This window comes from Streptomyces filipinensis (assembly GCF_014649495.1).
Classification (GTDB): Bacteria; Actinomycetota; Actinomycetes; order Streptomycetales; family Streptomycetaceae; genus Streptomyces; species Streptomyces filipinensis.
This window is the reverse complement of the sequence record NZ_BMTD01000006.1, coordinates 262,906-283,809: the sequence shown is the minus strand read 5'-3', so window position 1 is coordinate 283,809 and position 20,904 is coordinate 262,906. Positions and strand designations below refer to the sequence as shown.

General features: G+C 72.3%; 24 protein-coding genes. 8 read left to right on the top strand and 16 right to left on the bottom strand.

The genetic code is table 11. From position 1 onward, the window contains the following. Positions 1-8 precede the first annotated feature (8 nt). The 11 genes from IE244_RS16720 to IE244_RS16670 form a co-directional block, all read right to left on the bottom strand. Positions 9-776: a hypothetical protein gene (locus IE244_RS16720; protein ID WP_191874315.1), complete on the bottom strand. Its 768-nt coding sequence runs from the start codon at positions 774-776 to the stop codon at positions 9-11. Beyond that, positions 766-1,353 carry an RNA polymerase sigma factor gene (locus IE244_RS16715; RefSeq protein WP_191874314.1) on the bottom strand — a complete coding sequence of 196 codons (588 nt, stop codon included), beginning with the start codon at positions 1,351-1,353 and terminating at the stop codon, positions 766-768. The genes IE244_RS16720 and IE244_RS16715 overlap by 11 nt, the downstream gene beginning before the upstream one ends. A 110-nt stretch (positions 1,354-1,463) precedes the next feature. Then, on the bottom strand, positions 1,464-2,009 hold the full coding sequence (locus IE244_RS16710) for an arginine repressor (protein ID WP_031161948.1): 546 nt from the start codon (positions 2,007-2,009) through the stop codon (positions 1,464-1,466). Between the two features lie 7 nt (positions 2,010-2,016). Next, the gene (locus IE244_RS16705) at positions 2,017-3,261 is read right to left on the bottom strand and encodes an acetylornithine transaminase (RefSeq protein WP_191874313.1); all 1,245 of its coding nucleotides are present in this window, start codon (positions 3,259-3,261) and stop codon (positions 2,017-2,019) included. After that, complete coding sequence (gene argB / locus IE244_RS16700; RefSeq protein ID WP_191874312.1) at positions 3,258-4,163, bottom strand: acetylglutamate kinase; 906 nt, start codon at positions 4,161-4,163, stop codon at positions 3,258-3,260. Before argB ends, IE244_RS16705 begins: the two co-directional genes overlap by 4 nt. After that, positions 4,160-5,311, bottom strand: a complete 1,152-nt coding sequence (gene argJ, locus IE244_RS16695; protein ID WP_191874311.1) for a bifunctional glutamate N-acetyltransferase/amino-acid acetyltransferase ArgJ — start codon at positions 5,309-5,311, stop codon at positions 4,160-4,162. Before argJ ends, argB begins: the two co-directional genes overlap by 4 nt. Continuing rightward, positions 5,308-6,336, bottom strand: coding sequence for an N-acetyl-gamma-glutamyl-phosphate reductase (gene argC, locus IE244_RS16690; RefSeq protein ID WP_191874310.1), 1,029 nt, complete (start codon positions 6,334-6,336; stop codon positions 5,308-5,310). The genes argJ and argC overlap by 4 nt, the downstream gene beginning before the upstream one ends. A 56-nt stretch (positions 6,337-6,392) precedes the next feature. Beyond that, complete coding sequence (locus IE244_RS16685) at positions 6,393-6,764, bottom strand: GtrA family protein (RefSeq protein WP_191874309.1); 372 nt, start codon at positions 6,762-6,764, stop codon at positions 6,393-6,395. Beyond that, entirely contained in the window at positions 6,761-7,711 is a 951-nt protein-coding gene (locus IE244_RS16680) for a glycosyltransferase family 2 protein (protein ID WP_191874308.1), read from the bottom strand. Before IE244_RS16680 ends, IE244_RS16685 begins: the two co-directional genes overlap by 4 nt. Positions 7,712-7,733: 22 nt before the next feature. Further along, positions 7,734-10,292: a YfhO family protein gene (locus tag IE244_RS16675; RefSeq protein WP_191874307.1), complete on the bottom strand. Its 2,559-nt coding sequence runs from the start codon at positions 10,290-10,292 to the stop codon at positions 7,734-7,736. A gap of 196 nt (positions 10,293-10,488) precedes the next feature. Further along, positions 10,489-11,091, bottom strand: a complete 603-nt coding sequence (locus IE244_RS16670) for an ABATE domain-containing protein (protein WP_229854154.1) — start codon at positions 11,089-11,091, stop codon at positions 10,489-10,491. A 95-nt stretch (positions 11,092-11,186) separates the two neighbouring features. Here IE244_RS16670 and IE244_RS16665 point away from each other — a divergent pair, with 95 nt between their 5' ends. The 4 genes from IE244_RS16665 (at position 11,187) to IE244_RS16650 (ending at position 13,883) form a co-directional block, all read left to right on the top strand. Continuing rightward, the gene (locus tag IE244_RS16665; protein ID WP_191874305.1) at positions 11,187-12,419 is read left to right on the top strand and encodes a cysteine desulfurase; all 1,233 of its coding nucleotides are present in this window, start codon (positions 11,187-11,189) and stop codon (positions 12,417-12,419) included. Between the two features lie 51 nt (positions 12,420-12,470). Continuing rightward, positions 12,471-12,896: a MerR family transcriptional regulator gene (locus tag IE244_RS16660; protein ID WP_191874304.1), complete on the top strand. Its 426-nt coding sequence runs from the start codon at positions 12,471-12,473 to the stop codon at positions 12,894-12,896. Then, on the top strand, positions 12,893-13,333 hold the full coding sequence (locus tag IE244_RS16655; RefSeq protein WP_191874303.1) for a carboxymuconolactone decarboxylase family protein: 441 nt from the start codon (positions 12,893-12,895) through the stop codon (positions 13,331-13,333). Before IE244_RS16660 ends, IE244_RS16655 begins: the two co-directional genes overlap by 4 nt. Before the next feature lie 106 nt (positions 13,334-13,439). Further along, complete coding sequence (locus tag IE244_RS16650) at positions 13,440-13,883, top strand: DUF6314 family protein (protein WP_191874407.1); 444 nt, start codon at positions 13,440-13,442, stop codon at positions 13,881-13,883. On the opposite strand, the gene IE244_RS16645 is transcribed toward IE244_RS16650, so the two are convergent. From IE244_RS16645 to IE244_RS16635, 3 genes are all read right to left on the bottom strand, one after another. Further along, positions 13,865-14,458: a histidine phosphatase family protein gene (locus IE244_RS16645; protein WP_191874302.1), complete on the bottom strand. Its 594-nt coding sequence runs from the start codon at positions 14,456-14,458 to the stop codon at positions 13,865-13,867. The genes IE244_RS16650 and IE244_RS16645 overlap by 19 nt on opposite strands. 89 nt (positions 14,459-14,547) lie before the next feature. Beyond that, positions 14,548-14,985, bottom strand: a complete 438-nt coding sequence (locus IE244_RS16640; protein ID WP_191874301.1) for a GNAT family N-acetyltransferase — start codon at positions 14,983-14,985, stop codon at positions 14,548-14,550. Between the two features lie 11 nt (positions 14,986-14,996). Then, complete coding sequence (locus tag IE244_RS16635) at positions 14,997-16,481, bottom strand: aminotransferase-like domain-containing protein (RefSeq protein WP_191874300.1); 1,485 nt, start codon at positions 16,479-16,481, stop codon at positions 14,997-14,999. Between IE244_RS16635 and IE244_RS16630 the strand changes: the two genes are divergently transcribed. Then, positions 16,480-17,391: a DMT family transporter gene (locus IE244_RS16630; protein ID WP_191874299.1), complete on the top strand. Its 912-nt coding sequence runs from the start codon at positions 16,480-16,482 to the stop codon at positions 17,389-17,391. The genes IE244_RS16635 and IE244_RS16630 overlap by 2 nt on opposite strands. Positions 17,392-17,410: 19 nt before the next feature. Continuing rightward, positions 17,411-17,638 carry a DUF1918 domain-containing protein gene (locus tag IE244_RS16625; RefSeq protein WP_191874298.1) on the top strand — a complete coding sequence of 76 codons (228 nt, stop codon included), beginning with the start codon at positions 17,411-17,413 and terminating at the stop codon, positions 17,636-17,638. On the opposite strand, the gene IE244_RS16620 is transcribed toward IE244_RS16625, so the two are convergent. Beyond that, positions 17,608-18,834 carry a glycoside hydrolase family 10-like protein gene (locus tag IE244_RS16620; RefSeq protein ID WP_191874297.1) on the bottom strand — a complete coding sequence of 409 codons (1,227 nt, stop codon included), beginning with the start codon at positions 18,832-18,834 and terminating at the stop codon, positions 17,608-17,610. The two genes, IE244_RS16625 and IE244_RS16620, sit on opposite strands and share 31 nt — an antisense overlap. Before the next feature lie 172 nt (positions 18,835-19,006). On the opposite strand from IE244_RS16620, the gene IE244_RS16615 reads away from it, so the two are divergent. Then, positions 19,007-19,882: a 3-hydroxybutyryl-CoA dehydrogenase gene (locus tag IE244_RS16615; RefSeq protein WP_031161991.1), complete on the top strand. Its 876-nt coding sequence runs from the start codon at positions 19,007-19,009 to the stop codon at positions 19,880-19,882. A 194-nt stretch (positions 19,883-20,076) separates the two neighbouring features. Continuing rightward, positions 20,077-20,334, top strand: a complete 258-nt coding sequence (locus IE244_RS16610; protein WP_191874296.1) for a hypothetical protein — start codon at positions 20,077-20,079, stop codon at positions 20,332-20,334. Here IE244_RS16610 and IE244_RS16605 read toward each other — a convergent pair. After that, on the bottom strand, positions 20,331-20,867 hold the full coding sequence (locus IE244_RS16605; protein ID WP_031161995.1) for an NUDIX hydrolase: 537 nt from the start codon (positions 20,865-20,867) through the stop codon (positions 20,331-20,333). The two genes, IE244_RS16610 and IE244_RS16605, sit on opposite strands and share 4 nt — an antisense overlap. Positions 20,868-20,904 lie beyond the last annotated feature (37 nt).

Sequence of the window (20,904 nt, the reverse complement as noted above, 5' to 3'; positions counted from 1 at the left end):
GCCGTGTCTCAGGTGTCCTCCGGCTCGACCACATGGCCCTTCTCCAGATGAGCCGTGGCGAGGACGGTGCCGTCCGGAGAGGTCAGCCGGGCGCGTAGGACGGCCGAGAGGTCGCCGGGAGCTCCCACGCCCCAGTCACCGCGGCCGCCGCGCACGGAGAAGTTCCCGACGTTGACCATGCTGCCGTCCGCACGCTCCAGGAGACAGGCGACCGTTCCGGTGTAGGAGCCGCGGCGCCCGGCGAGATCGACGGACATGAAGATCCAGCCGGGGCTTCCGGGGTGGGCGTAGAACTCGCCGACCGGCCGGCCGCTGGCCGCGATCATGTCGCCCATCAGCATGGGCTCGGACACGGTGGCGGGCGCGCTCACCGTGACCTGCTGGACGGCGGTGCCCACCGCCCAGCCGGCGAACCCGACGGCGACCGCGAGCGTGGTGGCGACCGCGGCGAGCCGCATCCGGGCCCGGCGGGCCCGGCCACGGAAGTTCCGGGTCGCCCGGCCGGCCGCGCGCGCGCCTGCGGGGCCCTCCTGCGTGGCCGCCTGCTGGGCCAGCCTGCGCGCCACCCGGGTCTCGAAGCCGGGAGGCGGGTCGCTGTCCGGCAGCAGGCCGATCAGCCGGTCGCCGACCAGGGTCAGTTGCCGGATGTACTCCCGGCAGTCCGCGCACCCGTCCAGATGGGCGACCGCCTCGGCCCGCTCGCTGCCGCACAGCACGCCCAGTGCGAGCTCGGCGCCGATCTCCCGCAGCTTGTCGCAGTTCCAGTCACTGGACATGGTCGCCTCGCTGCGGAGACACGAGGGTGGTGCGCAGCTTCGCCATCGCGGCCCTGACCCGGGTCTTGGCGGTGCCCAGCGGGATCCCCTCCCGCTCGGCGATCTGGTGGGCCGTCAGCCCGTAGATGCCCGCCATCACCAGGGCCCGCGCCTGTTCCCGTGGCAGTCGCGCCACGGCGGCCCGCAGCTGCGAGGAGGCCTCGTCGGCCAGGGCCCACTGCTCGGGGGTCGCGGTGACGGCATCGAGGAGGGCGTCGAGGTCCTCGGACGCCATCGGCTCGGTCCGGCGCGCGCGGACGGCGTCGACGGCCAGGTTGTGCGCGATGGTCGTCAGCCAGGTGGCGACCGAGCCGCGGCGCGAGTCGTAGATCTGGGCATGCCTCCAGGCTCGCTCGAACGTCAGCTGGGCGACGTCCTCGGCGAGTTGCTGATCACGGGTGACCGCCATGGCGACTCCGAAGACCCGGTGCTGGAATCTCCGTACGAAGATGACCGCGAGTTCCGGGTCACCGGTGGCCAGCCCGGACAGCAGAGCCTCGTCCGGGAGGCGGCTCACGGGGAACCGGAAACCCGACACACCTCTGTATACGGTCGAGGGCCGCCACGGGATTGCCCGACCGCCTGCCCGCCCGCCGCGGAAGATCACATTCCCATTCTGCGCCGACCGGCAGGCCGCCGCATGCGGGGTCAGTGACCGTTCTGCGCCAGCCGCAGCAGATGATCCGCCAGGGCCTGCCCCCCGGCCGGCTCGCGGCTGATCAGCAGCAGCGTGTCGTCACCGGCGATGGTGCCCAGGATGTCGTGCAGTTCGGCCTGGTCGATGGCCGAGGCCAGGAACTGGGCCGCGCCCGGCGGGGTGCGCAGGACCACGAGGTTGGCGGACGCCTCGGCGGAGATCAGCAGTTCCTGGGACAGGCGCCGCATCCGCTCCTCCTTCGCGGACTCCCCCAGCGGCGCGCGCGGGGTGCGGAAGCCGCCCTCGCTCGGCACCGCGTAGATCAGCTCGCCGTCCGTGTTGCGGATCTTCACCGCGTTCAGCTCGTCGAGGTCGCGGGAGAGCGTCGCCTGGGTGACGCTCAGCCCGTCGTCGGCGAGCAGCTTCGCCAGCTGGCTCTGCGACCGCACCGCCTGCCGGTTGAGGATGTCCACGATCCGGCGGTGCCGCGCGGTACGGGTCTGCGGCACGGCTGGTCCGGCACCCGCCGCCTGCTCGTGGTCCTGCGCCTGGCTCATCGTCGTCCTATTCTCCGGATCGTCCGTCCCCATCCACTGGGTTCGCTGTGTCGAGGATTCCGGGCAGCGCCTGGAGGAAGGCACCCACCTCGTCGTCGTGGAGGTTCAGCGGAGGCATGAGCCGTACGACGTCGGGGGCAGGCGCGTTCACCAGGAACCCGGCCTCCTGGGCCGCCTGCTGCACCTGTTGCGCGCGCGGCCCGGTGAGCACGATACCCAGGAGCAGGCCGGCACCCCGCACATAATCGATCAACGGGTGGCCCAGCCCCTCGATCGACTCGCGCAGCCGCTCGCTCTGCCGCTTGACGTTGTCGAGCAGGCCCTCGTTCGCGATGGTGTCGAGGACGGCGAGTCCGGCGGCGCAGGCGACCGGGTTGCCGCCGAAGGTGGTGCCGTGGTGACCGGGCTGGAGGAGGTCGGCGGCCCGGCCGAAGGCGACCGTGGCGCCGAGCGGCAGTCCGCCGCCGAGCTGCTTGGCGAGGGTGACGACGTCGGGCAGGACACCCTCGTGGGCCTGGTACTCGAACCAGGTGCCGGTGCGGCCGATGCCGGTCTGCACCTCGTCCAGGACCAGCAGGGCGCCGGTGGCGGCGGTGATCGCACGGGCGGCCTTCAGATAGCCGGCCGGCGGCACGACGACCCCGTTCTCGCCCTGGACCGGCTCGATGACGACGAGCGCCGTCTCCTCCGTGACCGCCGCGGCGAGCGCCTGGGCGTCGCCGTAGGGCACATGGGTGACGTCGCCGGGCAGCGGCCGGAACGGGTCCTGCTTGGCGGGCTGGCCGGTGAGCGCGAGGGCGCCCATCGTGCGGCCGTGGAAGCCGCCGGTGGTGGCGACCATGTGGGTGCGCCCGGTGAGCCGGCCGATCTTGAAGGCGGCCTCGTTGGCCTCGGCGCCGGAGTTGCAGAAGAAGACCCTGCCCTCCCGGCCGAAGAGCTGCAGCAGCCGTTCGGCGAGGGCGACGGTGGGCTCGGCCATGAAGAAGTTGGAGATGTGGCCGAGGGACGCGATCTGCGTGCTGACGGCCTCCACGATCGCCGGGTGGGCGTGGCCGAGGGCGTTGGTCGCGATACCGCCGACGAAGTCGTGGTACTCCCGGCCGTCGGCGTCCCACACCTTCACACCCTCGCCGCGGACGAGGGGCAGGCGCGGGGTGCCGTAGTTGTTCATGAGCGCGCCCTGCCAGCGCTCGGTCAGCTCTTGGTTGCCCTGGTTGCCCTGGTTGCCCTGGTGACCCTGGTGGCCCGTCACGGTGCGTCCCCCTCGCGTTCGTCGGGCACGACCATCGTGCCGATGCCCTCGTCGGTGAAGATCTCCAGCAGGATCGAGTGCTGGACCCGGCCGTCGATGACGCGGGCGGTGCGCACCCCGTTGCGCACGGCGTGCAGGCAGCCCTCCATCTTCGGCACCATGCCGGAGCTCAGCTCCGGCAGCAGCTTCTCCAGCTGGGAAGCGGTGAGGCGGCTGATCACCTCGTCGGAGTTCGGCCAGTCCTCGTAGAGTCCCTCGACGTCGGTGAGGACCATGAGGGTTTCGGCGCCCAGTGCCGCAGCGAGTGCCGCAGCCGCCGTATCAGCATTGACGTTGTAGACATGTCCGTCGTCCTGACTGCGGGCGATCGAGGAGACGACCGGGATGCGGCCGTCGGCCAGCAACGCCTCGATCGCGCCCGTGTCGATGTCGGTGATCTCGCCGACCCGTCCGAGGTCGACGAGTTCCCCGTCGACCTCGGGCTGGTGCCTGGTGGCGGTGATGGTGTGCGCGTCCTCGCCCGTGAGGCCGACGGCGAACGGCCCGTGCTGGTTGAGCAGGCCGACCAGCTCGCGCTGCACCTGCCCGGCGAGCACCATCCGTACGACGTCCATGGCGTCCTCGGTGGTGACGCGCAGGCCCGCCTTGAACTCGCTGACGATGCCGTGCCGGTCGAGGGCCGCGCTGATCTGCGGGCCGCCGCCGTGCACGACGACGGGTTTGAGGCCGGCGTGCCGCAGGAAGACGACGTCCTGGGCGAAGGCGGCCTTCAGCTCCTCGTCCACCATGGCGTTGCCGCCGAACTTGATGACGACGATCTTGCCGTGGTGCCGGGTCAGCCAGGGCAGCGCCTCGATGAGGATCTGGGCCTTCGGCAGGGCCGTGTGCTTGCGAGTGCTCATGACGAGTAGGCGCTGTTCTCGTGGACGTAGTCGGCGGTCAGGTCGTTGGTCCAGATCGTCGCGGTCTCGGTGCCCGCGGACAGGTCGGCGACGATGTGCACCTCGCGGTAGCGCATGTCGACCAGTTCGCGGTCCTCGCCGACGCTGCCGTTCCTGCACACCCAGACGCCGTTGATGGCGACGTTGAGGCGGTCCGGATCGAAGGCGGCCCGGGTGGTGCCGATCGCGGAGAGCACGCGGCCCCAGTTGGGGTCCTCGCCGTGGATCGCGCACTTGAGGAGGTTGTTGCGGGCGATGGAGCGGCCCACCTCGACGGCGTCCTCCTCGCTCGCCGCGTTGACCACCTCGACCTTGATGTCCTTGCTGGCGCCCTCGGCGTCACCGATGAGCTGCCGGCCGAGGTCGTCGCAGACCCGCGTGACGGCCTCGGCGAACTCGTCGTACCCGGGAGTGATGCCGCAGGCGCCGGAGGCGAGCAGCAGCACGGTGTCGTTGGTGGACATGCAGCCGTCGGAGTCGACACGGTCGAAGGTGACCTTGGTGGCGGCGCGCAGGGCCTTGTCCAGGGTGGCGCTGTCGAGGTCGGCGTCGGTGGTGAGGACGACGAGCATGGTGGCGAGGCCGGGGGCGAGCATGCCGGCGCCCTTGGCCATGCCGCCGACGGTCCAGCCGTCCTGCGTCACGACGGACGTCTTGTGGACGGTGTCGGTGGTCTTGATGGCGATGGCGGCCTTCTCGCCGCCGTGCTCGCTCAGACAGGCGGCGGCCGTCTCGACGCCGGGCAGCAGCTTGTCCATGGGCAGCGGCACGCCGATGAGGCCGGTGGAGCAGACGGCGACCTCGATGGCACCCCGGCCGAGCACCTCGGCCGCCTTCTCTGCGGTGGCGTGGGTGTCCTGGAAGCCCTTGGGCCCCGTGCAGGCGTTGGCGCCGCCCGAGTTGAGGACGACCGCCGAGACCTGGCCGCTCTTGAGGACCTGCTCGGACCACAGGACCGGCGCGGCCTTCACACGGTTGGAGGTGAAGACGCCCGCGGCGGCACGGCGGGGCCCGTTGTTGACCACGAGGGCCAGGTCGGGGTTGCCGTTCTCCTTGATCCCGGCGGCGACCCCCGCCGCCGTGAATCCCTTGGCTGCCGTGACACTCACGGTGCGACTCCGATCGTGGAAAGACCCGTGGTCTCGGGAAGACCCAGGGCGAGGTTCATGCTCTGGACGGCACCGCCGGCGGTGCCCTTGGTCAGGTTGTCGATGGCGCTGATCGCGATGATGCGGCCCACGGACTCGTCGTACGCGACCTGCACCTGAACGGCGTTGGAACCGTAGACGGACGCCGTCGCGGGCCACTGGCCCTCGGGGAGCAGGTGGACGAAGGGCTCGTCGGCGTACGCCTTCTCGTAGGCGGCCCGGAGGGACTCCCCCGTCACCCCCTCGGCGGCGGACGCGCTGCACGTGGCGAGGATCCCGCGCGGCATCGGCGCCAGCGTCGGCGTGAAGGAGACCGCGATCCGCCGCCCCGCCACCCCGCTGAGGTTCTGGATCATCTCCGGGGTGTGCCGGTGGCCGCCGCCGACGCCGTACGGCGTCATGGAGCCCATGACCTCGCTGCCGAGCAGATGCGGCTTGGGCGCCTTGCCCGCGCCGGAGGTGCCGGACGCGGCGACGACGACCGCCTCGGGTCCGGCGAGCCCGGCGGCGTAGGCCGGGAACAGGGCGAGGGAGACGGCGGTGGGGTAGCAACCGGGCACCGCGATGCGCCTGGACCCCGAGAGCCGGGCGCGGGCGCCGGGGAGTTCGGGGAGGCCGTAGGGCCAGGTGCCGGCGTGCCCGGAGCCGTAGAAGGCCTCCCAGTCGGCCGGGTCCTGCAGCCGGAAGTCGGCGCCCATGTCGACTACGAGGACGTCCGGGCCGAGCTGCTCGGCGACGGCGGCGGACTGCCCGTGCGGCAGCGCGAGGAAGACGACATCGTGCCCGGCGAGCGCCTCGGCCGTGGTCTCGGTCAGCACGCGGTCGGCCAGCGGCAGCAGATGCGGCTGGAGCGCCCCCAGCCGCCGGCCGGCGCTGGAGTGTCCCGTCAGGGCGCCGATCTCGACCTCGGGGTGCGCGAGGAGCAGGCGCAGCAGTTCTCCGCCCGCGTATCCGCTCGCTCCGGCCACCGCCGCACGTACCGCCATGTCCATCCTCCTCGTGATGGCATGACTATACGTAGCGCTGCAGTTTTATGCAACGACTATGCGATCGACCTGGGGAGCATCACCCAGCGCGAGACGACGAAGGTGACCGGGATCGCCGCGGCGGAGGCGACGAGCGGAGCGAAACGGCTGCCGGCGTGCAGGACGTCGACGATCACGTACACACCGGCCGTGGTGATGAGGAAGTTGGTCACATTGGTCAGCGGGAACAGCAGGAACTTCCGCCAGGTGGGCCGAATGCGGTAGGTGAAGCGGGCATTCAGGAAAAAGGATCCGACCATGCTGAGCGCAAACGCGAGAATGTGCGCCGCCAGATAGGGCAGCCAGGCGAGGAAGAGGAGGTAGAGGCAGTAATAGGTGGCGGTGTTGATCACACCGACCAAGGCGAAGGTGAGGATCTGTCGCTTCAAGGAATGAGGTCTTTCGTCCGTTCCACGTTGGTCGCCTTCACCAGGAAGTGCGGGCGACCCTTCACCTCGTAGTAGATGCGTCCGGTGTACTCCCCGATCACTCCCAGCATGACCATTTGCACGCCGGCCAGGGCCGTGACGGCGGTGATGATGGTCACATACCCGGGTGTCTGGACCCCGTGGACGAGCGCCGCGCCCACGATCCAGGCCGTGTAGAGGCCCGCGCACAGCAGCAGGCCCATGCCGAGCCAGAGGGCGGCGCGCAGCGGGCGGTTGTTGAAGGACAGCAGTCCGTCGATGCCGTAGTTGAGCAGGCCGCGCAGGTTCCAGGAGCTGCTGCCGGCCTCGCGCGCGGCGTTCTCGTACTCGAAGGAGGTGCTCGGGAAGCCCACCCAGGCGAACAGGCCCTTGGAGAAACGGTTGTACTCGGTCAGGGCCAGCACGGCGTCCACCACGCGGCGCGACAGCAGCCGGAAGTCGCCGACGCCGTCGGCGAGTTCGACGTCGACCAGGCGGTTGACGAGCCGGTAGTACAGGCGCGCGGCGAGGGTCCGGGTCAGGCGGTCGCCGGTGCGGCTGCGCCGGGCGATGACCTGGTCGTAACCCTCCTCGCGCAGCTGCACCATCCGCCTGATCAGTTCCGGCGGGTGCTGGAGGTCGGCGTCCATGACGATCACCGAGTCCCCGGAGGCGTGCCGCAGGCCGGCCAGCAGGGCGGCCTCCTTGCCGAAGTTGCGGCTGAAGGAGACGTAGCGCACGCGTGCGTCACGGTCCGCCAGGTGCTCCAGGACGGGGAGCGTACGGTCGCGGCTGCCGTCGTCCACGTACACGAACTCCGTGTCGTGGCCGAGCGGCAGCATCTCGTCGGCGATGCGCTGGACCTGGTCGTGGAAGCGCGCGAGGACGTCTTCCTCGTCGTAGCAGGGCGCGACGATCGATATCAGCATGGCGGGTCCCCCAGGGGCGCGGTCAGGGTGCGGTGGCGGTCACGCGCTCGCGCGGTGGTGTGGTGGTGGGCGGCACGGGCGCGCGCCGGCGGCGGACGGCAGGGCCCAGGGCGGTGAGCAGGACCAGGGTGACGAGCGAGACGAGCCCGACGGTCGTGCCCAGCCGCAGGCCGGGTGGGTGGAAGGTGCAGGTCAGGCTGGTCGAGGTGGCGTCCAGGGGGACGGCGATCAGACCGTGGTAGTCGCCGGCGGGCCGGGCCGCGTGGTCGCCCGTGGCGCACCGCCAGCCGGCGATGCGGGGCACGGCGACGACCGCGATGCCCTGGCCGGGGGCGGGCAGCCGGGCCCGGAGGGTGCCGTCGGAGACGGTCACCTCCGTGGCACCGCCGGCCTTCAGCCGGGCTGCGGCCGTGTGCAGCCGCGCGGTGTCCAGGCAGCCGATCGCGCCGGGCGGGAGGCGGCCGGGGCGGTCCGGGGTCAGCTCGATCCGCACCCGTCCGGAGGCCGGGGTGCGGCCGAGCGGCTCCATGGCGGCCCGGTTGCGGCCGTCCGCGGACCGGAAGACGGCGTCCGTGCCGGTGCCGGCGAGCCGTGCGGTGCCGGAGAAGTGCGGCGCCCAGAGGTTCACCTGGGTGCCGGCCGGGCAGCGGGCCGTGACCGCGGGCGCGGCCATGGCGTTCCCGGAGCCCACGGTGCGGCTGCGGACGGGCCGGCCGGCGTCGTCGTACACGCTGGTGCGGGGCACGGTGTAGACGCGGCTGCCGAGCAGCAGTTCCTGGTTGCGGTACGGCGAGGCGCCGAACGGGGTGGGGTCGGGAGCGGTCCGCACGGTCACCAGGGGCGGCACCTCGCGCCGCGTGACGGTGCTGGAGGCGCTGTCCCCGGGCAGCGCCCCCTGGTGCGGGTCCGGTGGGTTGTGCAGCCGGGCGCCGACCGAGAGGAGGACGTCGGTGACGGCGTTGTCCAGGCTCTGCACACTGCGGCCGCGGGAGGTCCAGCCGCCGCCGAGGGCGGTGAGGGTGCGGCTGAGCACGTCGGAGGTGAGGCTGCTGTAGTACTGGGCGCCCTGACCGCCGACCAGCAGCGGGTCGTTGCCGACGGTCTGTTCGCGGCCGGGGTCGGTGCGGTAGCGGGGCCAGCCGTCGGCCTCGGCGATCGCCGCCGCCTGCCGCCGCTGCCGCTCCCCCCAGGGCGCGTAGTCGTCCAGGTGCTTCATGCGCAGCTTGGTGGCGACGGCGGAGGTGGCGGCGCTCTCGCCGACCTGGGCCCCGAGGAGGAGTACGACGGCCAGGCCGGCGAGTCGGGTGCGCGGCCCGGCGCGGCCGAGGAGGACGAGTCCGCCCAGGGTGCCGCCGACGGCGAGCAGCAGCACCGGCCAGGTGTGCGCCCGTACCAGCCCGCTGGTGCTCGCGACGGCGGTGATCAGGGCGAGCGGCGCGGCCGCGGCACCGAGGGCGCGCCGGTCGGGCAGGCCGTACGCCAGGGCGTGCCAGGCGGCGATGACGAGCAGCCCGCACAGGACGAAGGCCTGCCGGTAGGAGCTGCCCTGCGGGGTGGCGAAGGCGTGCCAGAGCAGGTGGGTGGGCGCCCACTGCAGGGAGAGGGCGACCGCGAGGACCAGCGTGGTCCAGCCCGCGCGGACCCGGGTGGGGACCGCGCGGTGGAAGGGCAGGGCGAGGGCGAGCACCAGGGCTGTGCTGCCGACATAGAGGGCCGGGGAGCCGAAGCCGTACGTGGTCGGCAGCAGCCGGGCCAGCAGGTCCTCGCTCGGCACCGGCGTGAACCGCCGTACACGGCCCGGGTAGGCGTGCCGGGTGCCGAAGTAGATCACCGTGACGAGCGGGGCGGCCAGGCCCACCCCGAGGGCGGCGGTGAGGGTGGCGCGGCCGGCCGCCGCGAGCGCCTGACGGCGGGGCGGGCGGGCGAGCAGCAGGCGCAGCACCAGGACCAGGGCGGCGCCGAGGGTGGCCATGTAGGCGGTGTAGAAGTTGGCGGTCCAGGCGAGGGCGACGACCAGGACGCCCGCGAACCGCCGGCGCCCGGCGCGCGCCCACTCACCGACCAGGCACAGCAGCGGCAGGGCGATCAGGCCGTCGAGCCACATCGGGTTGTAGTCGGCGTCGGCCACGGTCCAGCCGCACAGCGCGTAGGAGACCCCGAGCAGGCCCGCGGCCCACCAGCGGCCGGGCCGCAGGGTGAGCAGCAGCCAGGCCATGGCGGCCGCGGCGGAGGCGATCTTCAGGACGGTGACGACATAGACGGCGAGGTCGATCCGGTCGCGGGGGAAGACGGCGACGAGCAGGGCGAACGGGCTGCCGAGGTAGGTGCCGAGGTCGGGCAGGAAGCTGGAGCCGTCGCCGGACTGCCAGTTGACCAGGAGGCCGCCGTCGGCGTGGCCGTGCAGCAGGTCCCACAGGTGGGCGTGGAAGGGCACGTACTGGTTGCCGAGGTCGTTGACGCTGCGGGTGCGGGGACCGAAGGGGTAGCCGCGCGCGAGGACGTCACCGCCGCAGAACGCGGTGATCGCGAGGGCCGCGGCGAGGAGGGCGGCGGCCGGCCTCGGACGGTCCGCCGGCTTCATGCCCTGTCCCTGTCCGTGCGGTGCATTTTCGGCGTTCCCCCACAAAGGTGTGCCCCGTCATTTCGCCGACGTAGACGGTTCAAGTTTCCGGTTGGTTGTCCGCGCACCGAAAAGTGACGCGGCTGCCTCCGAATACGGGAAACAGCGCGTGAATTCGATGACGTACCGGAAAACCTCTGATTTACGGGGGATGTTTTTACGGAGAACCGGCTTTGCGGGCCGCGTACGCGCGGGCGGCCCGGACCCGGTTGCCGCACTTGGTCGTGCACCAGCGGCGGGCGCCGTGGGAGCGCAGGAACCACCGGGCGCAGCCCTGGGCGGCGCACTCGGTGAGCTGGCCGGCGTCCGCGCCGGTGAGCAGGTCGGCGGCGTCCTCGGCGAGCAGCGAGAGCGCCGCCGCGGCCGGGTTTCCACTGTCGGGGAGGTCGGCGCGGCGCGGGCCGTCGGCGCTCCAGGCGAGCTGGGGGGTGGCGGGCGCGGCGGCGAGGGCGGTGTTGAGGGTGTCGAGGGCGCCGGCGGGCGGGCTGCTCGCGGCGGCGCGGGCCTCGAAGAGGGCGCGCAGCGCCTCGCGCAGGCCGCGCAGCCGGCCGGCCTGCCTGCCGTTCAGGTCCACCCGGTCGGGCAGCAGCCCGTGCCGGACCAGCCAGAGGTGCGCGGCCTCGGTGTCGTCGAGCAGGTCGACCTCGCCGTGGCTGACGGCGAAGCGCGTGTTGACCAGCGCCAGCGACAGGTACCGGTCCTCGCCCGGGACCGGGAGTCGGTGCAGGGAGACGGGGGCCTCGTGATCCACGGTCCTCATGGTAATCCTTGCGGTTCTCCGTGAGGAGGGCTTAGCGTTCCTCACGGAGAAACGCCGACAAACCCGTGAGACAGAACCGTGAGAGGTGAGCCGTCGTGACCTTCGACGTGCACGCGCTGCGCAAGGACTTCCCCATCCTGGAGCGGACCCTGGACGGCGGCACCCCGCTCGTCTACCTGGACTCCGGGGCCACCACCCAGAAGCCGCTGCAGGTCCTCGACGCCGAGCGGGACTTCTATCTGCGCCACAACGCGGCCGCGCACCGCGGCGCGCACCAGCTCGCGGGCGAGGCGACGGAGGCGTACGAGCAGGCCCGGGACACCGTCGCCCGGTTCGTCGGCGCCGACGCGGGCGAGGTGGTCTTCACCCGGAACACCACCGAGGGCATCAACCTCGTCGCCTACGCGCTGGGCAACGCCGGCCGGCTCGGCCCCGGCGACCGGATCGTGGTGACGGAGATGGAGCACCACGCGAACCTGGTGCCCTGGCAGCAGCTCGCCGAGCGGACCGGGGCCCGGCTCGACTGGTTCGGGCTCACCGACGACGGCTGGCTCGACCTGTCCCGGGCCGATGAGCTGCTGGACGAGCGCACCAGGGTGCTCGCCCTCAGCCACCAGTCCAACGTCCTCGGCACGATCAATCCGGTCCGTGAACTGGCCGACCGGGCCCACGCGTTCGGCACCCTGGTGGTCGTGGACGGCGCCCAGTCCGTGCCGCACCGCCCGGTCGACGTGGCGGAGCTGGGTGCGGACTTCCTCGCCTTCTCCGGGCACAAGATGCTCGGCCCGAACGGTGTCGGCGTGCTGTGGGGCCGGGCGGACCTGCTCGCCGGCCTGCCACCCTTCCTCACCGGCGGCTCGATGATCGAGATCGTGGAGATGGACCGCACCACGTTCCTGCCGCCGCCGCAGCGTTTCGAGGCGGGCGTGCCGATGACCTCGCAGGCGGTGGGGCTCGCGGCGGCGGTGGGGTACCTGGAGCGGCTGGGCATGGCGGAGGTGGCGGCGTACGAGGACACGCTCACCGCCCGCGCCCTTCAGCTGCTGGCCGAGGTCCCGGGCGTCCGGATCGTCGGCCCCACCGGCCTCGCCGACCGTGGTTCGGCCGTGTCCTTCACGGTCGACGGCATCCATCCGCACGACGTCGGCCAGGTGCTGGACGAGCGGGGCGTGGCCGTCCGCGTCGGCCACCACTGCGCCCGGCCGATCGTCAAGCGGTACGGCATCCCGGCGACGACCCGGGCGAGCTTCTACGTCTACAACACCCCGGACGAGGTGGACGCGCTGGTGGAGGGCGTCCGGGCGGCCCAGAAGTACTTCGGAGGATGATCGGCGAACCGGCTTGACCTGGAGCGCACTCCAGGTTCTACCGTTCTTGTCATGACCAGCGGACACCCCCTCCCGCGGGACCCGGAACCGTCGTTGACCATCGCCCAGGTGGCCGAGCGGACGGGCCTGAGCCACGACACCCTGCGCTACTACGAGAAGGCCGGGCTGATCGAGCGGGTCGGCCGGACCACCGGCAACCAGCGGCGGTACGACACCGCCGACCTGGCCTGGCTGGAGTTCCTGCTGCGGCTGCGCGAGACCGGCATGTCGATCGCCGACATGCAGTGCTTCGCGCGGCTGCGGGCGGAGGGGGACACGACGGTCGCCGACCGGCTCGCGATGCTCCGTGAGCACCGCGCCGACCTGGCCGGGCGTATCCGGGCGCTCAGGCGCAACGCGGCCGCGCTGGACGACAAGATCGATCACTACGAACGACTGCTGCACGAGCGGCAGACGGGGACGGACGGACCGGCATGAGCGAGAGCACCACCCGTGACGAGCGTTTCACCCGCGGCCTGGAGGTTCTGAAGAACGTCGACGGCGAGGCCGGGCAGCGGGTCGTCGACTCGCTCGCCGACATCAACCCCGAGCTGGGCCACCAGATCGTCGCCTGGGCCTTCGGGGAGATCTACGACCGGCCCGCACTCGCCCCGCGCGACCGCCAGCTGGTCACCCTGGGTATGCTCACCGCGCTCGGCGGCTGCGAGGCCCAGCTGGACGTCCATGTGAACGCGGCCCTGAACGTGGGCCTCACCCCGGAGCAGATCACCGAGGCGCTGCTGCACTCGGCCGTCTACTGCGGCATACCGAAGGCGCTGAACGCCACCTTCGCGGCGAAGAAGGTCTTCGCCGAGCGCGGGCTGCTGCCGCTCGGACAGCAGCCCGCGGACGAGAACGCGGCTGCCTCTGTCTGATCAGCGCTGTCTGATCAGCGCCGGCTGATCCTGAGGAACGTGACGGAGTTCGCCGGGAAGGGGTATGAGCACGTCGATGGGGCGGGCACGACAGGGAGGCATGACGATGGGCTCGTTCTGGCCCGTGGCCGACGTCCTCGCCCATCTCGCCGGGCGCTGGCAGGTCGAACGCGGCGTGCGGGACCTGGCGAGCGGCGACGAGGGACGCTTCGAGGGGATCACCGTGTTCCGTCCGCTGCCGGACGGCGGGCTGCTGCACGAGGAGTCCGGAACCTTCACCTGGCGGGGCGTGGCGCGCCCGGCGAGCCGCACGCTCCGCTTCCTGCCGGGACCCACGCCGGGCACGGCGGACGTGCGCTTCGCGGACGGCCGGCCCTTCCACGAGCTGGACCTGACGTCGGGGCGGTACATCACCGGCCACCCCTGCGCGGCCGACCTCTACCGGGGCGAGTTCACCGTCCGGGACGCCGACCACTGGCGCACCGTGTGGCGGGTCAGCGGTCCGGCGAAGGATCTGGTGCTGACCACGGACTACGTGCGCGAGGACTGAGCGCGGACCCCGTCGAGGCGCAGGTTCCAGCGGCCCGCGCGGCCGGTGACGGTGGACGCGGACAGCGGGCGGACGTCGATGTTCCAGTAGGTGGAGGGCGGCGCCTTCAGGGCGTAGACCAGGGCCGCACGGATCACGGCGGGCTCGGCCACGGCGACGATCCGGCCGGCGTCGTCCACCGGCCGGGTGTCCAGCCAGCCGCCGACCCGGGAGATGAAGCCCAGCAGGGACTCGCCACCGTGCGGGGTGGCGCGCGGGTCGGCGAGCCAGGCGTCCACCGCCTCAGGCTCCCGGGCCATCGCCTCACCCAGGGTCAGCCCGCGCCAGCGGCCCATGTCGCAGTCCCGCAGGGCGAGCTGGACCAGCGGGGCGTACCCCAGCGCGTCGCCGGTGGCCCGGCTGCGCGGGGTCGGCGAGCAGTAGCGCAGCTCGGCCGCCGCCAGCGGCAGCAGGTCCCCGGCGACGCGCTGGACCTCGTCCCAGCCGGCCTGGTCCAGCGGCCGGTCGTCATCGAAGCGCTCCGCGAGCAGCGGGGCGCTGCGCGCGGCGGCGACGAACGTCACCCTCAGTGGCATGCGGTGATGGTGAGCCGAGAGTGAGGACAGGTCAAGGGCTGTCGGATGTGCGTTACAGCGGGTGTGCGGCCGGTCACCGCGGCGGCGGTCTACGCGAAGGGGTGCACCATCCACTGGCCGGGGCGGTCCAGGGGCCGGAAGCCCGCCTTCTCGTACACCCCGTGGGCGTCCGCCGTGGCGAGCAGCATGCGGCGCAGACCGTAGGGCGCCAGGTGGTCGCGGATGCGGCCGACGAAGGCGGTGCCGACGCCCTTGCCGCGCACGGAGGGATCCACGTACACATCGGCGAGCCAGGCGAACAGCGCCTGGTCGGTGACCACGCGGGCGTACGCCACCTGCTCCCCCGAGGCCCGGTCGTACACGCCGAAGTTCAGCGAGGACGCCATCGCCCGCTCGTGCTTCTCGCGGGGCCGGCCGATCGCCCAGTAGGCGTCGGCCGACAGCCACCCGTGGACGCGGTCGACGTCGACGCGGGCGGTGTCGGCGGAGAACTCGTAGCAGTCGGGGAGGGCGGGTGTGTCGCTCATGGTCCGGATCCTCACAGGCCGGCGCAGGGGCGTCGACCGGATTTCGCCGTCCGCGCGCCCTGGAACACCTCGTCGCAGGCCGTCCGCAGGCGCCGTACCCCTTCGGTGATCTCCCCGGTCCCGGCGACCGCGGCGAAGCTCAGGCGGAGGTGGGCGGCGGGGGGTTCGGCGCTGAAGTAGGGGCGGCCGGGGGTGAGGGCGACGCCCACCCGAAGGGCGGCCGCGGTCAGCGCGGACTCGCCCTCGGTGCCGTCGGGCAGGCGCAGCCAGAGGTGGTAGCCGCCGGAGGGGATGTGGGGCAGGGCGAGCTCGGGCAGGTGTGCCGCGAGCGCGCCCGTCATGGCGTCGCGGCGGACCTTCAACTCGGCCGACAGGTTCCGCAGATGGCGCGGCCAGGCCGGGGAACCGACCAGTTCCAGGGCCGCCTCCTGCAACGGCCGGGGGACGAAGAAGCTGTCCACGACCTGGATGGCGCGCAGCCGTTCCAGCACCGGGCCGCGCGCGGCCAGTGCGCTCACCCGGAAGCTGGGCGAGGTCGCCTTGGTCAGCGAGCCGACGTGCACGACCACCCCGTCCGGGTCGTCGGCGGCCAGCGGGCGGGGCAGCGGGCCCGCGTCGGCGTGCACCAGGCGCCGCACGAAGTCGTCCTCGATGACGAAGGCGCCGGCCTCGCGGGCGATGCGCAGCACCTCGGCGCGCCGGCCGGGGGCCAGGACGGCACCGGTCGGGTTCTGGAACAGCGGCTGGCAGACGAACACCCGGGCGCCGCTGGCCCGGAAGGCGTCGGCGAGCAGTTCGGGGCGTACGCCGTCGGGGTCGACGGGCACCGGTACGGGCCGCAAGCCGGCGGCGCGGGCGAGGGCCAGCATCCCGGGGTAGGTGGGCGACTCGACGAGGACCGGGGCGCCGGGCTGGGCGAGCGCGCGCAGGGCGGTGGCCAGCGCGGCCTGACCGCCCGCCGCGATCAGCACCTCGGCCGCCGTGACGGCGCCGCCGATACCGCGCGCGAACCACTCGCGCAGCTCCGGCAGCCCCTCCAGCGGCGGCCTGCCCCAGGCGCCCGGCCGCCGCCCGGCCCGGGCCAGCGCCGCCGCCATGGCCCGCTCCGGCTGGAGGGAGGGATGCGGATAGCCGCCGTTGAACTCCAGCACGCCGGGCGGCGGCGCCGCCAGCGAGACGGTGACCCCGGAGGCGTCGACCGTGCGCGGTACGAGGTCGGCGGCGCCGTCGGCGCTCAGCGCGACCTCCTGCCAGGAGGTGTCCCCGGCCGGCGTCTCCGCCGGACGCGGCCCGGCCCGGTACGCACCGGCTCCGGGGCGGGTCACCACGAGCCCCTCGGCCGCCAGCTGGGCGAGGGCGCGCGAGACGGTCACCGGGCTCACGCGGAACCGCTCGACCAGCGCCCGACTCGACGGGAGCTTTCCACCTGGGGAGTAGCGGTGGAGGTCCCGACGAAGCTCTTCTGCCAGTTCACTGACACTGCTACGCTGGTTCATGAGAACACAGAGTAGCGCTACTATTCCGAGCCCGATAGCAGTCACCGCTCCCCGTGAGCGCCGTGGCCTCGGCACCGGTCTCGCCGCCCTCGGCGTCGCCTCCTTCTCCCTGACCTTCCCGGCCACCGCCTGGGGCCTGGAGAGCTTCGGCCCGTGGTCGCTGGTGGCCGTGCGCAGTGTCCTCGCCGCTCTCGTGGCGGGCGGCTGTCTGCTCGCCCTCCGGGTTCCGCTGCCCGAGCGCCGGCATCTGCCGGGGCTCGCCGTGGTCGCCGCCGGTGTGGTGCTCGGCTTCCCGATGCTGACCACCCTCGCCCTGCAGACCTCCACCACCGCGCACGCCGCCGTCGTGGTGGGCCTGCTGCCGTTGACCACCGCCGTGTTCTCCGCCCTGCGCACCGGCAGCCGCCCCTCGCGCCGCTTCTGGCAGGCCGCGCTGGCGGGAGCCGCGGCCGTGGTCGCCTTCACCGTCGCGCAGAGCGGCGGCGCGCTCACGGCCGCCGACGGCTGTCTGTTCGCGGCCCTGCTGGTGTGCGCGGCCGGCTACACCGAGGGCGGCCGCCTCGCCCGGGTCATGCCGGGCTGGCAGGTCATCGGCTGGGCGCTGGTGCTGTGCCTGCCGCTGAGCGTGCCCGCCGCCGCGGTGGCGCTGACGTACGAACCCGTGAGTCTCACCGGGCACGGCATCGCGGGTCTGCTGTGGGTGGCGCTCGGCTCGCAGTTCCTCGGCCTGGTCGTCTGGTACCGGGGCATGGCGGCGATCGGGATCCCCCGGGCGAGCCAGTTGCAGTTGGCTCAGCCCCTGCTCACACTGGTGTGGTCGGCGCTGCTGCTGGGCGAGCATTTCACCGCGGCCGCACCCCTGACCGCCGTCGCCGTGCTCGTGTGCATCGCCGTCACCCAGCGGTCGTGATCATGAGGAGGGCCTGCAGATGCATGCATCCAAGGGTGACCGTCTTGTCCAGCACGGCAGGGTGGTCGGCCAACACGACCAGGTCTCGGAAGTGGTCGAGGTCCTGGGCTCGGAGGGCAACCCGCCGTACCGCGTCCGGTTCGAGGACGGGCATGAGGCGATCATGTCCCCCGGACCCGACTGCCAGGTCAAGCACCGGGACGAGCGGGCGCTCGATCAACGGGGCGGCTTCGCCGATCGCCCGTAGTGGTCGGCGATCACACGTGACATCGCCCCGATCGGGTCGGCCGCCACGTCCTTGGCGGCGAAGAACACATGCCCGCGCACCTGCGGGTGGCGGGCGGCGAGGGTGAGGTGCCGGGACAGTTCGACCGGGTCCTGCCAGGCCGAGGGCTGCCCGGCGACCCCGGCCTTGTACAGGGCCTCGCCGAGGTACAGGTGTGTGGCGGTGCCCTCCGCGACCGACGCCCACCAGTCGGCGAGCTTCGCGTAGTCGGCGGCGGCGAATCCGATGTTCCAGTAGAGCTGCGGGACGATGTAGTCGATCCAGTGCTCGCGCACCCAGGTACGGGTGTCCGCGTACAGGTCGTCGTACGTCTGCACGCCCGCCCGGGTGTCCGAGCCCAGCGGGTCGGTGGCGGCGTTGCGCCACACCCCGAAGGGGCTGATCCCGAACCGGGTGCCGGGCCGGACCTCCTGGATGCCGGCGGCCATCTCCTTCACCAGCCGGTCGACGTTGTCCCGCCGCCACGCCGCGCGGCTGGAGAAGTCGACGCCGTACCGGTCGTAGGCGTCGTCGTCGGCGAAGGTCTGCCCGGCCACCGGATAGGGGTAGAAGTAGTCGTCGAAGTGGACCGCGTCGACCGGGTACCGGGCGACCGCGTCGAGCATCGCCTGCTGGACGAAGGCGCGGACCTCCGGCAGGCCCGGGTCGTAGTACAGCTTCCCGCCGTAGCCCACCACCCAGTCGGGGTGCTCGCGGGCCGGGTGCGAGGCGGCGAGCCGGCCGGGGTCGGCGTGGTTCGCGATCCGGTACGGGTTGAACCAGGCGTGCAGTTCCAGACCCCGGGCGTGGGCCTCCTGCACGGCGGTGTCCAGCGGGTCCCAGCCGGGGTCGCGGCCCTGGGTGCCGGTGAGGTACTCGGCCCAGGGCTCGTACGGGGACGGCCACAGGGCGTCGGCGGTCGGCCGCACCTGGAAGATCACGGTGTTGAGCCGGTCGCGGGCGGCCTTGTCGAGATGCGCGATCAGCTCCTTGCGCTGCTCGGCGGCGGTGAGCCCGGGCCGCGAGGGCCAGTCCCGGTTGGACACCGTCGCGAGCCACACGCCCCGCATCTCGCCGCCGGCGCGCGTCCGGCGAGCCGGTGCCGCCGCCGCGCCCGGCGCCATGACCAGCGGCGACAGCGCCGCCAGAGTGAAGGCCCGCCGTGACAGCCGCTCCATCCGCACACCCCCGTACACTCCGGATCCGCTCCGTCACGGATCGTTCCGCGCCCCAGGATGCCCCCACCCGGGCGATCGATCATCGATACTTGGCGGTAACGTGCACGATCGGAGCAGGCGCCGAACCCGGAGGTCTGCCAGCGAGTGCGGGAACACCAGCGAAGGGGACGATGTGACGGGCTTCCCATCGGGAGACATTGCGCGGGTCGGAGTCGTGGGCTGCGGCCAGATGGGCGCGGGCATCGCCGAGGTGTGCGCCCGCTCCGGACTGGACGTGAGGGTCGCCGAGACCACCGGCGAGGCCCTGGAGATCGGCCGCACCCGGCTGCTCAACTCCCTGACCAAGGCCGCCGAGCGCGGCAAGATCACCGAGGAGGAGCGGGACGCCACGCAGGCGCGGCTGAGCTTCACCACCGACCTGGGCGAGTTCGCCGACCGGGACCTGGTGATCGAGGCCGTCGTCGAGAACGAGCAGGTGAAGACCGAGATCTTCCAGGTGCTCGACCAGGTGGTGACCCGCGCGGACGCGATCCTCGCCTCCAACACCTCCTCGATCCCGCTGGTGAAGCTGGCGGTCGCCACCTCCCGCCCGGACCACGTGGTCGGCATCCACTTCTTCAACCCGGCCCCGGTGCAGAAGCTGGTCGAGCTGATCCCGGCGCTCACCACCTCCGAGGGCACCCTCAGCCGCGCTCAGGTCTTCGCCGAGAAGGTGCTCGGCAAGCACGCGATCCGCGCCCAGGACCGCTCCGGTTTCGTGGTCAACGCGCTGCTGGTGCCGTACCTGCTCTCCGCGATCCGGATGTTCGAGTCGGGCATCGCCAGCCGTGAGGACATCGACAACGGCATGGAGATGGGCTGCGCCCACCCGATGGGCCCGCTGAAGCTGTCCGACCTGATCGGCCTGGACACCATCGTCTCCATCGCCAACTCGATGTACGCCGAGTACAAGGAGCCGCTGTACGCCGCTCCCCCGCTGCTGCAGCGGATGGTCGAGGCGGGCCGGCTCGGCCGGAAGACCGGCTCGGGCTTCTACACCTATGGCTGATCGCCGCATGTGAGGGCTGTGGGCCCGGCACCTGGACCAGGTGCCGGGCCCATCTGTTTCACACGCGGTGTGCGCGCCGGGCCCGCATATGCCCCTCGCACACACTACCCAGCCGCCCACCAGGCGAGTTCACTCTTTATGCCCATGCAAGGAATGCGGGACCCACACGTTCGACTACACAAAGGAGTGGACACGTGACCGCCGATCGGGAGCTTCCCGTGGTCCATGGAGAACTCGCAGAGTTACGGCGCCGCCTCGACGTGGCCTACGCCCGTGTCGAGGGAGGGCTGGCGCTGCTCAGTCACCGCACCGAGGAGACCACCAAGGAACTGGACGAGTTGAACACCCGCTTGACCTCGCTGGAACAGGCGCGCTGGCCGCTGCCCTCGCTCGCCGCACTCACCTCGCTGGCCGCACTGCTCGTGACGGTCTGGCAGGCGGTGGCCCACTAACCGTCCGCCAGCCTGAGGTGGTGCAGCAGGAGTAACGCGGCCGCCATGTTGGCGGCCGGAACCTCCCCACGGGCGATCAGGTCGGGGACGACTTTGAGGGGGACCCATTCACGGCGGTCCGACTCGAAGTCGTCCACGGGGTGCCCGACGTACTCGCCCTGGTCGGACCAGTAGACGTGGTGCCGGGCGTCGGTCAGACCGTTGGACGGCTCCACGGTCATGAGGTGGTGCAGCGGTCCCGGCCGCCAGCCTGTCTCCTCCTCCAGCTCCCGGGCCGCCGCGCTCACGACGTCCTCGCCGTCCTCGACGACGCCGGCCGCCAGTTCCCAGCCCCAGCTGTCGGTGATGAAACGGTGCCGCCACAGCAGGAGAACCTCGTTGGCCTCGTTGACCACCGTAGCCACGGCCACCGGCCGGAGCCGGATCAGGAAGTGGTCGAGGTGCCTGCCGTCCGGTAGCTCCACATCCGCCAGGTTGACACTGAACCAGCGGTTTGCATACACAGTTTGTTCGCTCTGTTTCGTCCACTGCACGGTTCTGCCACCTTCCGCCGCGTAAGTGGCAATATCG

What these genes read in the sequence shown, in the direction of transcription:
- IE244_RS16720 (WP_191874315.1), bottom strand. Translation starts at nt 776, where the DNA reads ATGTCCAGTGACTGGAACTGCGACAAGCTGCGGGAGATCGGCGCCGAG.
- IE244_RS16710 (WP_031161948.1), bottom strand. Translation starts at nt 2,009, where the DNA reads ATGAGCCAGGCGCAGGACCACGAGCAGGCGGCGGGTGCCGGACCAGCC.
- argB (WP_191874312.1), bottom strand. Translation starts at nt 4,163, where the DNA reads ATGAGCACTCGCAAGCACACGGCCCTGCCGAAGGCCCAGATCCTCATC.
- argC (WP_191874310.1), bottom strand. Translation starts at nt 6,336, where the DNA reads ATGGCGGTACGTGCGGCGGTGGCCGGAGCGAGCGGATACGCGGGCGGA.
- IE244_RS16680 (WP_191874308.1), bottom strand. Translation starts at nt 7,711, where the DNA reads ATGCTGATATCGATCGTCGCGCCCTGCTACGACGAGGAAGACGTCCTC.
- IE244_RS16675 (WP_191874307.1), bottom strand. Translation starts at nt 10,292, where the DNA reads ATGAAGCCGGCGGACCGTCCGAGGCCGGCCGCCGCCCTCCTCGCCGCG.
- IE244_RS16670 (WP_229854154.1), bottom strand. Translation starts at nt 11,091, where the DNA reads ATGAGGACCGTGGATCACGAGGCCCCCGTCTCCCTGCACCGACTCCCG.
- IE244_RS16660 (WP_191874304.1), top strand. Translation starts at nt 12,471, where the DNA reads ATGACCAGCGGACACCCCCTCCCGCGGGACCCGGAACCGTCGTTGACC.
- IE244_RS16655 (WP_191874303.1), top strand. Translation starts at nt 12,893, where the DNA reads ATGAGCGAGAGCACCACCCGTGACGAGCGTTTCACCCGCGGCCTGGAG.
- IE244_RS16650 (WP_191874407.1), top strand. Translation starts at nt 13,440, where the DNA reads ATGGGCTCGTTCTGGCCCGTGGCCGACGTCCTCGCCCATCTCGCCGGG.
- IE244_RS16645 (WP_191874302.1), bottom strand. Translation starts at nt 14,458, where the DNA reads ATGCCACTGAGGGTGACGTTCGTCGCCGCCGCGCGCAGCGCCCCGCTG.
- IE244_RS16640 (WP_191874301.1), bottom strand. Translation starts at nt 14,985, where the DNA reads ATGAGCGACACACCCGCCCTCCCCGACTGCTACGAGTTCTCCGCCGAC.
- IE244_RS16630 (WP_191874299.1), top strand. Translation starts at nt 16,480, where the DNA reads ATGAGAACACAGAGTAGCGCTACTATTCCGAGCCCGATAGCAGTCACC.
- IE244_RS16635 (WP_191874300.1), bottom strand. Translation starts at nt 16,481, where the DNA reads ATGAACCAGCGTAGCAGTGTCAGTGAACTGGCAGAAGAGCTTCGTCGG.
- IE244_RS16625 (WP_191874298.1), top strand. Translation starts at nt 17,411, where the DNA reads ATGCATGCATCCAAGGGTGACCGTCTTGTCCAGCACGGCAGGGTGGTC.
- IE244_RS16620 (WP_191874297.1), bottom strand. Translation starts at nt 18,834, where the DNA reads ATGGAGCGGCTGTCACGGCGGGCCTTCACTCTGGCGGCGCTGTCGCCG.